This window comes from Robertmurraya korlensis NBRC 107688 (assembly GCF_001591645.1).
Taxonomy (GTDB): domain Bacteria; phylum Bacillota; class Bacilli; order Bacillales; family Cytobacillaceae; genus Robertmurraya_A.
Genome location: NZ_BCVH01000001.1, coordinates 824,276 through 838,267, shown reverse-complemented (window position 1 = coordinate 838,267; position 13,992 = coordinate 824,276). Strand labels below are relative to the sequence as shown.

Here is a 13,992-nt window from a genome sequence, read left to right as displayed (position 1 = left end):
ATTTAATTGACGATTATTGCTCTTTTCCGTTTGTATGCCCAGTGATTGGTTGGACCATGGCCGGAGCCGATGTGTAAGTCCTCTTCAATCGCTGCCTGTATAAAGTCTTTTGCGACTGCCACCGCTTGAACAACAGAGCTTCCTTTTGCGAGTTGAGCGGTAATGGCTGCTGAAAAGGTACAGCCTGTGCCATGGGTATTCTTTGTAGAAACCCGAGTCGAAGTAAAAGTATGGAATTGTTGTCCATCAAATAACAGATCAATCATTTCTTCACTTCCTTGATCGTGTCCACCTTTGATCATGACAGTCTCGGCACCCATAGAATAGAGGAGTTTTGCTGCATGTTTTCGGTCATTCATTGTCTCGATTTTTATTCCTGTAAGTACCTCTGCTTCAGGAATGTTTGGGGTAACAATCGTCGCAAGTGGTAGTAATTTATCTTTTAAAGCTTCCACCGCTTCTTTTTGCAAAAGGGAAGCTCCGCCTTTGGCTATCATGACTGGGTCTACGACGATATTTTTCATTGAATATGATTCTATGAATCTTGCAACAGCATCAATCGTTTTACTGTTAAATAACATCCCTGTCTTTAGTGCATCTGGAGGTAAATCATCGCCAATTGATGTTAGTTGTTCGATGATACCTTCCACTGGGACCGAAAATACCCCTTGTACCCCTGTTGTGTTTTGTGCAGTTACAGCTGTTATAACAGACATTCCGTACACATCTAGTTCTTGGAATGTCTTTAGGTCGGCCTGAATACCTGCACCACCACCACTATCAGATCCTGCAATCGTTAATGCCTTCCCTACCATCGTGAATATCCTCCTTTCCTAATAACTTACTAATCTACGTAATAGCTTTGTATGCTCTGTGATATTACTTGCTCGGCAAATATCGGAAATGATCGCTAGCCCAGTGGCACCTGAATTCATAACCTCTTCTCCATTGGTAGAATTAATTCCGCCAATTGCGACTAGTGGGAGCTGAATTCCTGCCCCTCGAAATTCAGTAAAAATAGCCAAGTTTTGTTGCTTTACCGTATCTGCTTTTGAAATCGTAGGGTACATCGGTCCAATTCCTAAATAATCAGCTCCATCTAAAACGGCTTGAAGTCCCTCATCAATCGTATGAGTTGAAACACCAAGAATCTTGTTTGGGCCAATGCTCTCCCTTGCATATCTTGCATTCTCATCGTCTTGGCCAACATGTACTCCATCAGCATCAAGAGCGATAGCAAGTGATAAATCATCATTGACGATAAATGGGATCCCATGTTTCCCACAGAGTTCACGCAGTTTTTTTCCAAGCTCGTATTTCTCTACTTCTCCAAAAGATGGGTTCCCTTTTTCTCGATATTGAAAGCTGGTAATTCCGCCTTCTATCGCTAGAGATAACGTTTCTTCGGGTGTTCGAACCAAGCAATCTTGACTGCCCATAATAAAATACAGTTTTAGTAAGTCCATTTCCCTATGCTCCTCATATGGTTGTGACTTCTGAAATGCTTACTTTGGCGAGGTCTATCACATCAGCCGAAGACGTAAGCATGAGTTGATTAAGTAATTCGATCTGGAAGGAGCCCACCTGCTGATCGCCTGTGACGAAAATAGCACGCTCTGCCACTGCTCCGTAAAAGGCAGAAGCCCCTGCAGCGGCTAGTAAATAATTGGTTTCTACACCTGCAAACGCTCCAACCACTGATGAAAATAGACAACCCGTTCCTGTTACCTTTGTTAGAAGGGGATGACCGTTAGAAATGCTAATGGATTCTTCTCCATTAGAAATGACATCGTCTTTACCTGTAATAACAACAGTCATCTTTAATTTACGAGCTGAAATTCGAGCGAGATCTGCGATATTGCCTTTTCCTTTTCCTACATCTACTCCTCGTGTTTGCCATTCTTCTCCTATTACGTTGGCTACTTCGGCAGCATTTCCACGTAATATGCTAACGTTCACTTCAGAGAGAAGGCGTTTAACGGTATTTGTGCGGTATGGTGTTGCACCAGCTCCAACAGGATCAAGGACGACCGGAATCCCCTTCTCATTTGCAGCTTTTCCGGCAATGATCATCGCTTCTACTTCGGGTTCTCTTAATGTTCCGATATTCAGCACAAGTGCATTTGCGATGCTTGCCATGTCAGCAACCTCTTCTTTGGCATACGCCATAACCGGGGATGCTCCGAGTGCCAACAACCCGTTGGCAACAAAATTGGTTACCACTACATTCGTCATATTATGGACCAAGGGTGTTTTCTCTCTTACTCTATCTATTAATGTTAAAAACTCATGGCTCATTTATTCCGTTCCCCTTTCGTTATAGAAACTGTTACCGCTCTGGCTCTTTTTATGTAAAAAAACAACAAAAAAGCCAGATTCTTATAGAACCTGGCATAGTTACGAAACAAATAAACATTCACTTTCGCAGTAACTACTTCCCTCCGCTGGTATGAGCCAGATCAGGTTCCAAGAGTCGAAAACTGAATTTGTTTTCTCTCAGCCCGAACGAACGAGCCCCCCTAGTAGATTCATATAAAACTATAATACCATCATAGTGGAAGGTTTTTCATAACGCAACCATTAACTTTCTGAAAATAGGAATAGTAATAAAAAAATCCTCCTGTATCAACAAGAGGAGCTTTGTTACATTTTAAATTTCTTTAGCACTTTTTTTAAGCTAGTCACCATCTCATTGACTGTTTGAACGGATGAAGCGATTTCTTCCATCGTTGCTAATTGTGCTTCAGCTGATGCAGCAACAGCGTGTGAGGAGGTAGAATTAACCTTTGCGAATTCTGTTAAAACTTCAATATTCTCAGTCACATGTTTTGAGCTCTTAGCCATCCTTTGTACATATTGATGAATAGACTGGATTGTTACACGTATGTCTGTAATGGAATCAGTAATTTGTGTAAAAGAAGTGCCTGCCTTGTTTACAGCAATAGATCCATTTTCTACTTCCCGTGTACTCTGTTCCATTGCCTTTATAGCTTGTTCAGTACCATTTTGAATTTTTAATATAAGTCCAATAATTTCGTTTGATGAGTTTTTTGATTGGACGGCTAGTTTACGTACCTCATCAGCCACAACGGCAAAGCCTTTTCCATGTTCACCTGCTCGGGCAGCCTCAATTGCGGCATTTAGAGCAAGTAAATTCGTTTGTTCCGCAATGCTTGTGATTACCTTGGTAATTAGAGTGATTTCCTTTGATTGACTACCAAGTGTATCGATCACTCCTGCCACTTCAATAACAGAGTCATGTATTTGCGACATTTGCTTGATGGCATGCTGTACAACCTTTTTACCATTTTTAGATATTCCTTCGACTACATTTGCAGACGCTTCAAGTTCTTCTGATGAAGTAGTTAATGTCGTTTGGATGGTAGCCAATTCGTTCATTGTATGTATGGTTTCATTTACACTTTCTAATTGTTTTTGAGAGGAGGCAGCAACCTCTTGAATCGAATAGGTAATCGTTTCTGACCCCTGGGCTGTTTCCTCTGAACTTGCCGTTAAATCTTCAGCTGAAGCAGATACCTGTGTCGCTGTATCAGACGCTTGTGTAATTAGAGCTCTTAGCTCTTTTACCATGCCGTTAAACGTGTTGGTTAATTCACCAATTTCATCATTAGAAGTGACCTTCATTTCCTCTTGACTAAAGTCACCCTCAGCAACGACCTTGATTCTCTCCGATAAACGACGGATTGGTCCATGAATAGAATTCATTAATACAACGGCAACCAATACGGAAATAAAAATCACCGCTGCTGTAAGAGTCATCGTCCATATCTGTACTTTTTTCCCGTTTGAAATGATTTCTTCTCCAAGCTTTTCAACACTTTTATTTTTTTCGTCAGCCAAAGCTTTTAATTTTGCCATGGTTTGCTCAGCCTTAAATTTTTCAGAGCCTACATTGAGCAGTGCTTGGCGCGTCTCCCCACGATCAAACACATGAAAAGCATCCTTCATCATGGTCTCATTCCATTTGGAACCATCGGAGATGACCTTTTTTACTGAGTTTTCGTCCTTGTTCTCCTTTACGTTATTTAGTAATTTTGCTTCTAACTTTTGACTGATCTGTATATTACTTTCAAAGCTCTCTTTGGCCTGCGGCGAACCTTCAAGCATGTATTCATTTACCAGCCTCAATCTCTCAGCCATCAAAAATCGTAAATCCTGCAAATCATTTAACTGCTCTGATTCTTCTAAAATAAGTGTTTTTGCCAATTCATTTGCTTTTTGGGTATTGATCATGGAGTAAATAGCTAGACCACTCGAAACTAGTAATACGAGTCCGAAGCTGAGCATGATTTTCTTGCGAATACTTTGTGATTGAATACGAATTTTTAATAACGGAAAATTCTCCTTTATACTAAGACCTTTTCTAAACCGTATTTTTATAGACTTCAATCCCTACACATCCTTCACCCGTTGTCCCATTCATTATGGCAAAGGAATGTTAAGGGATTGTAAAGGAAATGTAAGTATTGTATAAATAATCCAACCTTATACCTGGTTCTCTCGACCTATCGGAGACACAAAAAACCTAGGAAATGAAGGTATTTCCTAGGCAAGCGCAGGTTATGACATTTCTCTGCAAAATTCCTTATGCGACTAACCGATTAGTTAGTTTCTTGACATAAAGAGATAAAAAGACACTTCGGGAAAGACTAAATAAGATAAACGCGCTCCATACTCCGTGGTTTCCATAGACGGGCACAAGGGTGAAAATGGCCGCTAAAAACACAATTAAAGCGATGAAAATAGAGTTTCTTACAGATTTGGCGTCCGTTGCACCAGAAAAAATCCCTTCTAGTTGTAATCCCCAAAATCCGACAAGTGGAAATAGAAACATCCAAAATATATATACATGGGTTGTTTCTTTCACCTCATGAATGGTTGTGAATAATGAAACGATAAAGTCCCCAAACACGAAGGTCAAAAGGGATAAACAAATAGCTGTAGCTAAACCCCATGTAGCGGATAGGGACAACGCTCGAAAATATAGAGAAGGGTCCTTTGCTCCAAACGCTCTTCCCACTAAGATACTTGAGGCATTAGCAAATCCTCCAAAAAGATATGCCATTACGTACTGAACCTGTAAGAGGATTGCATTTGCAGCTAATGTGAGCTCACCCATGCTTGCTCCTCTTGAGGTGAGAATTCCAGTCATGGTGACCAAACATAATGTTCGGAGAAAATGGTCACGATTGACTAGAAACATTTGAACTAAAGTATCCTTTTTAATTAACGCAGCATACGAAGGAAAAAAGAAACGCCCTTTATTTGTATGATAAATAATGAACAATCCAATTAATACGGAGGAAACTTCAGCGATTAATGTAGCATAGGCAACGCCTGCAACCCCCATATGAAGTCCGAGTACAAAGACAATATCAAGGACGATATTTAATAGATTCATACCAATTTGTAAAGATAAGGACATTTTTACTTTTCCTAGTCCGACTAGCCAACCGATGGTGACATAGCTTAATAGAATAAACGGGGCACCCCAAATACGAATGAGAAAATAAGTCTCAGCTAAGGCACTCGTTTCTGCATTCCCTCCCATTAGGAGTAGGGATAGATGGATGATAGGCTTCTGAAAAAGGATAAATATAAAACCCATCAAGATAGCAATGATCATTGGACGATATAGAGCGAGCATAATACCTTCTTCATTTTTTGCTCCATCAGCTTGTGAGGTGAAGCCACTTGTCGTTACACGTAAAAAGCCGAGCAACCAGTACATTGTATTGAAAATAACCGCAGCAATCGCGACCCCACCTAACGCCGTAGGGTCTTGAATTCTTCCAACGACGGCAGTATCTACCACCCCAAGTAATGGGGTAGAGACTCCAGACAGAATTAAAGGAAAAGCCAAAATAAAGTATTGGCGATGAGTACATGTATGTGAATAACGGTGAACCATTTGTTTAACGGAAGCTAAATTCATTCTACTCCCCTTTCTTACAGCATAGTAGCTAGTAACAACGCTTTTGTGTACGAATCTATCAGAATCACCCATTTTTCATCACAAGAATTATATCACATAAAGTCAGTTGGAATGACAATGATAAGTAAGCTTAGTCCCTAGGATTTCTACTATGGCGATCAAACAAGATAATATCTTGAAGGGAGAGAATTCTCTCTATGATTCTCAAAAAAAATGGCTATCTATCCACTGATATATCCTGGTAGCAAACTGATAGGAATATATATACACATTGCTAGCAAGATGATAAGGAAACCTAGTCCAATCGTTAATTTGGAAATAAAGGACTAACTGTAATCAGTTAGTCCTTTCATCACGTTTCAACAAGTTTTTACTAAAGCTGAGCCTATTCTTTATTTAAATACATCTTCCTCTTTCAAGTATCCATCCTTAATTACGGTGTCACGAACATTTTCTTTTGTAATCGCAATAGGATCTAAGAAGATGGCTGGTACATCCGTTTTGCCATTGTTTATTTGTTTGTCTGTCTTTACTTCTTCCCCTTTTGCTACCATCATGGCCATTTCGGCAGATTTAATAGCTAATAGGTTGATAGGTTTGTAAACCGTCATCGTTTGGACGCCTTGAACGACACGGCGAACTCCTTCGAGCTCAGCGTCCTGACCAGAGACCGGAACTGTCCCTGCTAACCCAACGGCTGTTAATGATTCGATTACTCCACCAGCGGTACCATCGTTAGCAGCAATAACTGCGTTAATGGCATTCCCATTTTTACTAAGGGCGGTTTTCATATTTTCCTTCGCGATGTCAGGATTCCAGTCATCTGTGTATTGATCATGAACAAGCTTTACTTGACCATTATCAATCAAAGGCTGTAAGACCTTCATAGCACCTTGGCGGAATAGGATTGCATTGTTGTCAGATTCTGATCCACCAATATAGGCAAAATTCCCACTAGGTGTTTGCTTTAGAATTTCGGTTGCTTGAATTTCCCCTACTTTTTCATTATCAAAGGAAATATAGTAATCTACATCGGCATTTTTAATTAGACGGTCGTAGGAAACAACCTTTACCCCTGCTTCATGAGCAATTTCTACGATTTCAGCCGAAATGATCGCATCATGAGGAACGACGACTAACACGTCTACTCCCTCTTCGATTAATAGTTTTGCTTGTTTGATTTGAACTTCATCCAAGCCGTTTGCAGCTAGTGTTTTTACTTGGCCGCCAAGTTTTTTAATCTCTTCTTCAAATAGAGCTTTATCCTTGTACCATCTTTCGTCTTTTAGGGTATCAAGTAAGAAACCGACATACGGTTTTGATTCATCGGTAATTAATTTAGAATCGTTATTGCTTGATGCTTTCTCTGTTGAGGAACAACCTGCCGTAACGATCATAAGAATAATAAGAAATATGCTTGGTAATGTCTTTTTTGTGAAAATCTTCATATACTTCCTCCTTCCTACTAAGCTATTATAGTTCGAATTTTTTGATCAAGTTATTCATTCTCTCTACCATACTTGTTAGCATTTTGGCACTTACCGAAATATTGTCGAGTGATTGATTTTGCTGAAGGACAGCTGCTGAAATTTCCTCAGAACCTGCAGCTGTTTCTTCTGATACAGCAGCAATATGCTCAATATTTTCACTCATTGATTGACTAGATTGTTGTACTTTATTTAAGCTCTCTGAAATGGTTTTTACACCAAAGGACATATGTTCTACTTTTTCTTTAATGTCGGCAAATTGTTGACCTGTTAACTCAATTTGGACGGTTCCTTTATTAACCTCACCGTATCCTTCATTTAAATTGTCAGCAATTTTCGAGGTTTCCTCTTTAATGCTAAAGACAATAGAAGCTATACCTTCCACAGAACGTGAAACCTCTTCGGCTAATTTTCTTACTTCCGTTGCTACTACAGCAAAGCTTTTTCCTGCTTCTCCAGCTCTTGCCGCTTCGATGGAAGCATTTAATGCAAGTAAGTTCGTTTGATCGGCGATCGATTTGATCACATGAACGATTTCTGTGATTGATTGAGTCTTGCTTTCTAAATTCTTTACTTGGTCAACAGATTCACTTACCACATCATTGATTCTCTTCATTTGTTGTAGAGATTCTTTCATTTGGTTGTCCCCACGGACGGCCACTTCTAGTACTTGATCGGAGAATTCTACTAATCTTTCCCCTTGTGAGTTGGAATGAATAATTTCATCATTGAATTCCTTTGTTTTTGAAGAGATATTTGCAGCATTGTCGGCTTGTGAGCTTGCCCCTTTTGCCATTTCTTCAATGGTGATAGAAACTTGTTCGCTACCTATTTTAACTTCCTCTGATGACTCAAACAACGTTACACTTTGCTTATCCACGTCAGCTGAAAGCGTAGAGATTTCTGAAATCATTGCTCGTAAGCTAGAAGCCATCATATTAATAGAATGAGCGAGCTGTCCAATTTCATCAGTCCCACGATAGGTTAATTCCTCATTATTTAACCGTCCACTAGCTATCTCATTACTTTGTACAACGATTTCTTCTAGGTTCTTCTTGATTTTTCGGCTTAGGAGGAAAATCAGTATTAAAGAAAGAACGATGGATCCGATGGACGAAATAATAAGAATCAGATACAGTCTTTCCAGTTGATTTTTTGCGGCTGCTAAGTCAGCTTCGCTGTTTTTAGTTGCCGTTTCTTTTAGCTCATATCCTAGTTTGATGGTTTCATTTTTCAGTTCTCTTGCCTGGTTTTCCAATGTTGCGAACTCTTCTGTATTAATTTGTTGTACCTTCGGGACGATAGTACTAAAAAAATACTCGTCGAGTTTATGATTATTTTCAATAAGTTGATTAAACGTTTTTAATTGATCACTTGTTAGATTTTTCTTTAGTTTTTTTGCAATGCTAACAAACTGTTGGCTATGGTCCAAATATACATTTAGCTTTACTTCATCAGATAAAAGTATGTATTCCGGAACCAGCAAGTACTTTTCATGATAAAGGGTTACCAAGTTTCCAGCATCTACAGCTACTTGATTTCTCGTTACTGTATCTTCCATTTTAAGACTCGTGTCTTTAATGAAAATTCCCGTTACAACAACAGAAATCAAAAAAGCAATGGTCATAAATGAGAAGATAACCATGTACTTACCACCAATTTTTATGTTGGACCATTTTATTTTACTTAACATACAACTCCCCCTGACCTAGTGGTTACATCTACCTTTCGACAAAATTCGTCTATTTTCTTATCGGTCTGGGACAATAGTTTGTTAAGTTTTCTTCCAATTTTATTGCAAGATAGGAATCATGTACTAGAAAAGCCTGTTTCCCTCATTATATAAATGATAGAAACAGGCTATATCTTTTTTAGTATCCTTTATCAAAATTAACTTGATTAGGTAAGGGTTGGTTGGTTTCGAGGGCGTGTAACGTTTGGGCAAAGCAATCAATCGCTTCATTCAGCTCTGTGACGGCAGAAATATGTGGAGTAATGACCACTTCTTTTCTTTGCCAAAGTGTTGAATGCTCTGGTAATGGTTCTACCTCAACTACATCTAGTATCGCAGTATGGATGTTCCCTGAATCTAATGCACCGATAAGCGCTTTTTCATCAACGGTTGCTCCTCTACCTACATTTATAAAGCCAACGGACTTCATTCGAGAAAAATATTCCTCAGTAAATAGCTTATTTGTGTTTTGGGTCAGTGGAAGAGTACTGATGATCCAGTCTACTTCTCCAATCAGTGAGGATGCTGAACCTATCGGGACAATTTGATGAAAGGAATCCTTTTGCTTCCCGCTTTCGGAAATGCCAATAACGGTTGATCCAAAATGGGTAAATGTGCGAGCTACTTCTTGACCGATTGCCCCGGTACCAAAAATCATGATGGTTATATCCTTAAGCATTTTTGGTGTACTTTGTATCCATTTTTTTCGTTGTTGCTGGTTCTGAAATTGTGAATGGTGTTGCAGGTCTTTTAGGATAAAACTTAAACAGTATTCACTTATTCTTTCTCCAAAGGAACAAATCGTTCGAGTGAGAATGACTTGATTCTCTTTCCAACCCGGTAAGTCTAAGTAATTATTCACACCTGCATTAAATGAATGAACCCATTTTAGCTTTGACAATTGAAAGTTAGGGCAAGGTTTGAATCCCACATATGCATCTGCCCAGTCTAAGTCCTGTTCTTTTATCTCCTCTACTGGTAAAAATCGGAATTTTCTTTGTTTTCTGTTTGGAAACAATGTTTCAAATTCTCGCTGATACTCTCCTGCTATGAGAATATTATGTATGTTCATACGAACCTCCGAATATCTGATTATTTGTATTTTACTATAGCTTGATGGATTGGTGTAGACTTTTGACATTTCGAGGTCTCCTTCTTCATACGATATAAAACGGGGTGATCATATGAAGAGATGGTTAAAAATTGTGATACTCGTCTACTTATCCCTTTTATTTTTCGGAAGTTTTATTGCTGTAGGATTGTTATGGACTGGAAGTATTGAACAGTGGATTCCGGAGGTTTCAAAAATAGAAATTTTCTTATATTATTTCTTTGCGGGAGCCATTGGTGGTTCACTACGACACCTATATATGTTTTGTTCTCATTATATGAAAGGCGAATTAACGGATTATCGAAAGTGGATTATGTATATTTTTTACCCGATATTTGCTACTGGAACAGCCGTGGTGGCAGTTACCCTCATACAAAGTGGAATCTTATTAATTCAATTTATTGAATATGAAGACACACCGTATGCACAAATTAGTTTCGCTTTCTTTGTCGGCTTTGGCTTTAATCGGTTTTTAAATAAATTAAATGCTGTATCCACAAAGTTATTTCAACCCGAAAAAGACTTAAACCAATCCTCAAGCAGCTAATGGCCCATGAACGAATCATGGGTCTTTTATAATTTCTTTACGTTTGTTTATCGAATTATGCTTATAATATGAGAAACACCTAAATTCATAAAAGGAGATTTCATGAATGAAAAAATGGGCATTTGTATCTGACTTTGATGGTACGATTTCGAAAAAGGATTTTTATTGGATGGTAATTGATAAATATTTTTCAGAAGGCAAAGAGCTATTTAAGGACTGGAAGGCTGGTAAAATCAAAGACATTGACTTTCTTGCTACCGTTTTCCAATCGATTCACCAGGAGGAAGCACATATTATTGAGGAGATACATACAATTCCAATTGACGAGTACGTCCCTCACTTTATCAAGAATGTTCAAGAAAATGGTGGAGATTTTTACATCCTAAGCGCAGGTACAGATTATTATATTCACCATATTCTTAAGAAATACGACATTAAAAACGTCACTGTGTTTTCAAATGAAGGGTTTTTTCATGAAAAAAATATTCATATGCGCATTGATCAAAATGATTGGAAGTATTCTGAGCGCTATGGAATTGATAAATCGAAGGTAATTCAAAAATTAAAAGAGGAATACGAACTTGTGTTTTTTGCTGGTGACAGTGAACCAGACTCACATCCGGCTGTGTTTGCTGATCTTACATTTGCTAAGGATGCCCTTCAAGATATGCTTGAGGAAAAAGGGGTTCCTTACATCTCTGTTGAAGAATTCACAGAGATAGAAGAATATTTGATAAATAAAGGGCTGATTTCACGATAATGCGTCAAGGTACAAATGTTTCGATTCCTTCATTATTAGAAATTGGCAGTGGGGTAATTCACCATTTAGAAGCACATTTAATTAAGCATGGCTTTCGTGAAGCCATTATCTTTTTTGATGAATTCACGAATGAAGCTTTTGCTGAATCGATTCAATCCAGCTTTTCACGCATCTCTCTCCATACCCAGGTTTTGGACTCAAGTATGGGTATAAATGACCTAATCCAAGTCGCCTTTTCGTTAAAGAACTATGATGTGGTCCTTGCCATGGGTGGTGGTGCTCTAGTCGATTACGGGAAATATATTGCTTTTGTTAGGAAATTTCCGTTTATCAGCATCCCTACCTCCGCTTCAAATGATGGATTTGCAAGTTCCAATTGTTCAATTGTAGTAAATAACAAAAAAACGACCGTTCCTGCTCAAATTCCTTATGGGATTGTGGTCGATCTTGACATTATTCAGACTGCTCCAACAAAAATGATTCTAGCAGGGATCGGGGATTTAATGTCGAATATTACGGCACTATATGACTGGGATTTTGAAGAAAAACATGGCGTTGGTTATGTAAATGCATTTGCCGCCATGTTAAGTAAAAAAGCTGTGAATAGCTTTATCCGAACACCGATGACCGACATTAAGAATCCAATTTTTTTAAAAGAATTAGTAAGCTCGATGACAATGGGTGGAATCTCAACCGACATTAGCGGAAATAGCGCACCGATTAGCGGCTCGGAGCATCTTATTTCACATGCGTTAGATAAAATATCTGTTACCCCTCAAATGCACGGTGTTCAAGTGGGGATCGCAACCTATATCGTAGCAAATGTCCAGAATCACAGATTTGAACGCGTAAGAAAGGTGCTTGAACGTACAGGCTTTTTTGATTATGTTCAAACATTATCATTACATAAAGAAGAATACCGACAAGCCATTGATTTGGCACCAACCATCAAGCCAAATCGGTATACATTTTTACACGAAGAAAAGTATCGGGAAAAAGCGAAACAGTTACTGGATGAAGATGCTATACTGAAGGCCTTATTTAAAGAATAAAGTGGATGCTAGCCAGCATCCGCTTTATTCTTTTTCTCTTTTATAAAGGATATAGTCTGTGGCAATGGGTTCTTCGTCATTATTCCTGAGAAGGAGATTGATTTGTCCTCGATGATACTGTCCGTGTAGTGCTACATGGACAAGGATATCTCTAATCGTGTTATGAAACTCCTCTCCCCTGCTATTTTTATAGGTAACCGTTTTTTCTATCTCTAGTTCTGTTAATCTTGTTACATAAGACCGATAATGCGTATGATTTTCCTGTAGCAGTTCGTTACAATCTTCTAACGATAGGTCTGACCATATCGGGAGTTGAGAACTGCTCTTCTCCATCAACCTTGTTATCCAAACTCGTTCTGCTAAAAGAATATGAGAGAATAATGTTTCTGCTTGTTTATTGGGTTCATTTAGTGTAAGTAAGGTATTGATGATACGTACATTTGCCCAATGTAAATGATCAAACATACTTTGAATGGATTTCATTCTATCTTCTCCTTCTAAAAGTGGTACGCCCTATTCATGGTGAAGATAGGTCGTACCACTTTACTCTTCTTGTATCGCCTTCCAAAATTCTTTTGCCACGGCCTGATATCCTTCTAGACTTAAATGGATGTCATTAGGGTTAGGTATATAAACGGTTTCATATTTTTCAATCACTTTTGCAGTTGGAACAAATTCATCGCCGTTGACGGATGCTACTTTTTCAATGGCTTGATTCAGGGCATCTAATAATGGAAGTAGGGCAGCCTGCTCTTCCTTTGAGAAATGAGGGAATGGGTTGTAGTAGCCCATGACATAGACCTTTATATTAGGATTGATTTTATCGATTTCACTTAAAATAAGGTATACATTTTGGGTGATTGTATTTAATACGGCTGGTGCTGTAGACGGATTTTGCTTGATATTGTCTAAATTGGCTAATAAGTCATTGGCTCCAATATCAATTGTAACAAGCTCAGCTTCTTTTATGGATTCTCGTAGTGGCCCGTACTTTGGGTTGGTAGGATTAAGAAGTTCATTTACAATATTTGTTGTCTTGTATCCTGGGTAACCGTAGTTATCTAATTGTATGTCGTATTGCGATTGTTCAAAGCGATTGACTAGAAAATCAGCGTACCCTTTATCAATAGAATGATATGGTGTTACCCCAGCGGCTAGTGAATCACCTAAAGCTACATAATCGACATGTTTACTGCCATTAGCAAACGCTGTCATCGGAAAGGATGCTAATAGTGAACCAATTAACATAGAACGTAAAATTTTATTCTTCATATTCACTTCTCCCCCTTTTCTTATTCTTTATTTTAATTCGTGATTAAGAACGAAAATTCCTATTGGCACTATAAT

Annotated in this window: 13 protein-coding genes and 1 riboswitch; of the genes, 3 read left to right on the top strand and 10 right to left on the bottom strand. The window is 38.6% G+C overall.

Features of this window, described 5'->3' with window-relative positions:
- Positions 1-2 precede the first annotated feature (2 nt).
- The 8 genes from thiD to BKO01S_RS04155 form a co-directional block, all read right to left on the bottom strand.
- Positions 3-815, bottom strand: a complete 813-nt coding sequence (gene thiD, locus BKO01S_RS04190; RefSeq protein WP_066049055.1) for a bifunctional hydroxymethylpyrimidine kinase/phosphomethylpyrimidine kinase — start codon at positions 813-815, stop codon at positions 3-5.
- 18 nt (positions 816-833) lie between these two features.
- Entirely contained in the window at positions 834-1,466 is a 633-nt protein-coding gene (gene thiE, locus BKO01S_RS04185) for a thiamine phosphate synthase (protein ID WP_066049052.1), read from the bottom strand.
- A gap of 13 nt (positions 1,467-1,479) precedes the next feature.
- Entirely contained in the window at positions 1,480-2,298 is an 819-nt protein-coding gene (gene thiM / locus BKO01S_RS04180) for a hydroxyethylthiazole kinase (protein WP_066049049.1), read from the bottom strand.
- A gap of 121 nt (positions 2,299-2,419) precedes the next feature.
- A riboswitch (TPP riboswitch) is annotated at positions 2,420-2,531 on the bottom strand.
- Between the two features lie 112 nt (positions 2,532-2,643).
- Positions 2,644-4,410: a methyl-accepting chemotaxis protein gene (locus tag BKO01S_RS04175; RefSeq protein WP_066049046.1), complete on the bottom strand. Its 1,767-nt coding sequence runs from the start codon at positions 4,408-4,410 to the stop codon at positions 2,644-2,646.
- Between the two features lie 196 nt (positions 4,411-4,606).
- Complete coding sequence (locus BKO01S_RS04170) at positions 4,607-5,956, bottom strand: MATE family efflux transporter (RefSeq protein ID WP_066049042.1); 1,350 nt, start codon at positions 5,954-5,956, stop codon at positions 4,607-4,609.
- Positions 5,957-6,348: 392 nt separating this feature from the next.
- Complete coding sequence (locus tag BKO01S_RS04165) at positions 6,349-7,404, bottom strand: sugar ABC transporter substrate-binding protein (RefSeq protein WP_066049040.1); 1,056 nt, start codon at positions 7,402-7,404, stop codon at positions 6,349-6,351.
- A gap of 25 nt (positions 7,405-7,429) precedes the next feature.
- Positions 7,430-9,136: a methyl-accepting chemotaxis protein gene (locus BKO01S_RS04160; protein ID WP_066049038.1), complete on the bottom strand. Its 1,707-nt coding sequence runs from the start codon at positions 9,134-9,136 to the stop codon at positions 7,430-7,432.
- 178 nt (positions 9,137-9,314) lie between these two features.
- Complete coding sequence (locus BKO01S_RS04155; protein ID WP_369690980.1) at positions 9,315-10,316, bottom strand: D-2-hydroxyacid dehydrogenase; 1,002 nt, start codon at positions 10,314-10,316, stop codon at positions 9,315-9,317.
- A gap of 43 nt (positions 10,317-10,359) precedes the next feature.
- Between BKO01S_RS04155 and BKO01S_RS04150 the strand changes: the two genes are divergently transcribed.
- The 3 genes from BKO01S_RS04150 to BKO01S_RS04140 all read left to right on the top strand — a co-directional run bounded on the left by BKO01S_RS04150 (position 10,360) and on the right by BKO01S_RS04140 (position 12,645).
- Positions 10,360-10,833, top strand: coding sequence for a hypothetical protein (locus BKO01S_RS04150; protein WP_066049032.1), 474 nt, complete (start codon positions 10,360-10,362; stop codon positions 10,831-10,833).
- 106 nt (positions 10,834-10,939) lie between these two features.
- The gene (locus BKO01S_RS04145; protein WP_066049028.1) at positions 10,940-11,593 is read left to right on the top strand and encodes an MtnX-like HAD-IB family phosphatase; all 654 of its coding nucleotides are present in this window, start codon (positions 10,940-10,942) and stop codon (positions 11,591-11,593) included.
- Positions 11,593-12,645: an iron-containing alcohol dehydrogenase family protein gene (locus BKO01S_RS04140; protein ID WP_084361937.1), complete on the top strand. Its 1,053-nt coding sequence runs from the start codon at positions 11,593-11,595 to the stop codon at positions 12,643-12,645. The genes BKO01S_RS04145 and BKO01S_RS04140 overlap by 1 nt, the downstream gene beginning before the upstream one ends.
- A 24-nt stretch (positions 12,646-12,669) precedes the next feature.
- On the opposite strand, the gene BKO01S_RS04135 is transcribed toward BKO01S_RS04140, so the two are convergent.
- Positions 12,670-13,128: a DinB family protein gene (locus BKO01S_RS04135; RefSeq protein ID WP_066049019.1), complete on the bottom strand. Its 459-nt coding sequence runs from the start codon at positions 13,126-13,128 to the stop codon at positions 12,670-12,672.
- Positions 13,129-13,188: 60 nt separating this feature from the next.
- Positions 13,189-13,917: an SGNH/GDSL hydrolase family protein gene (locus BKO01S_RS04130; RefSeq protein WP_066049018.1), complete on the bottom strand. Its 729-nt coding sequence runs from the start codon at positions 13,915-13,917 to the stop codon at positions 13,189-13,191.
- Positions 13,918-13,992: the final 75 nt, after the last annotated feature.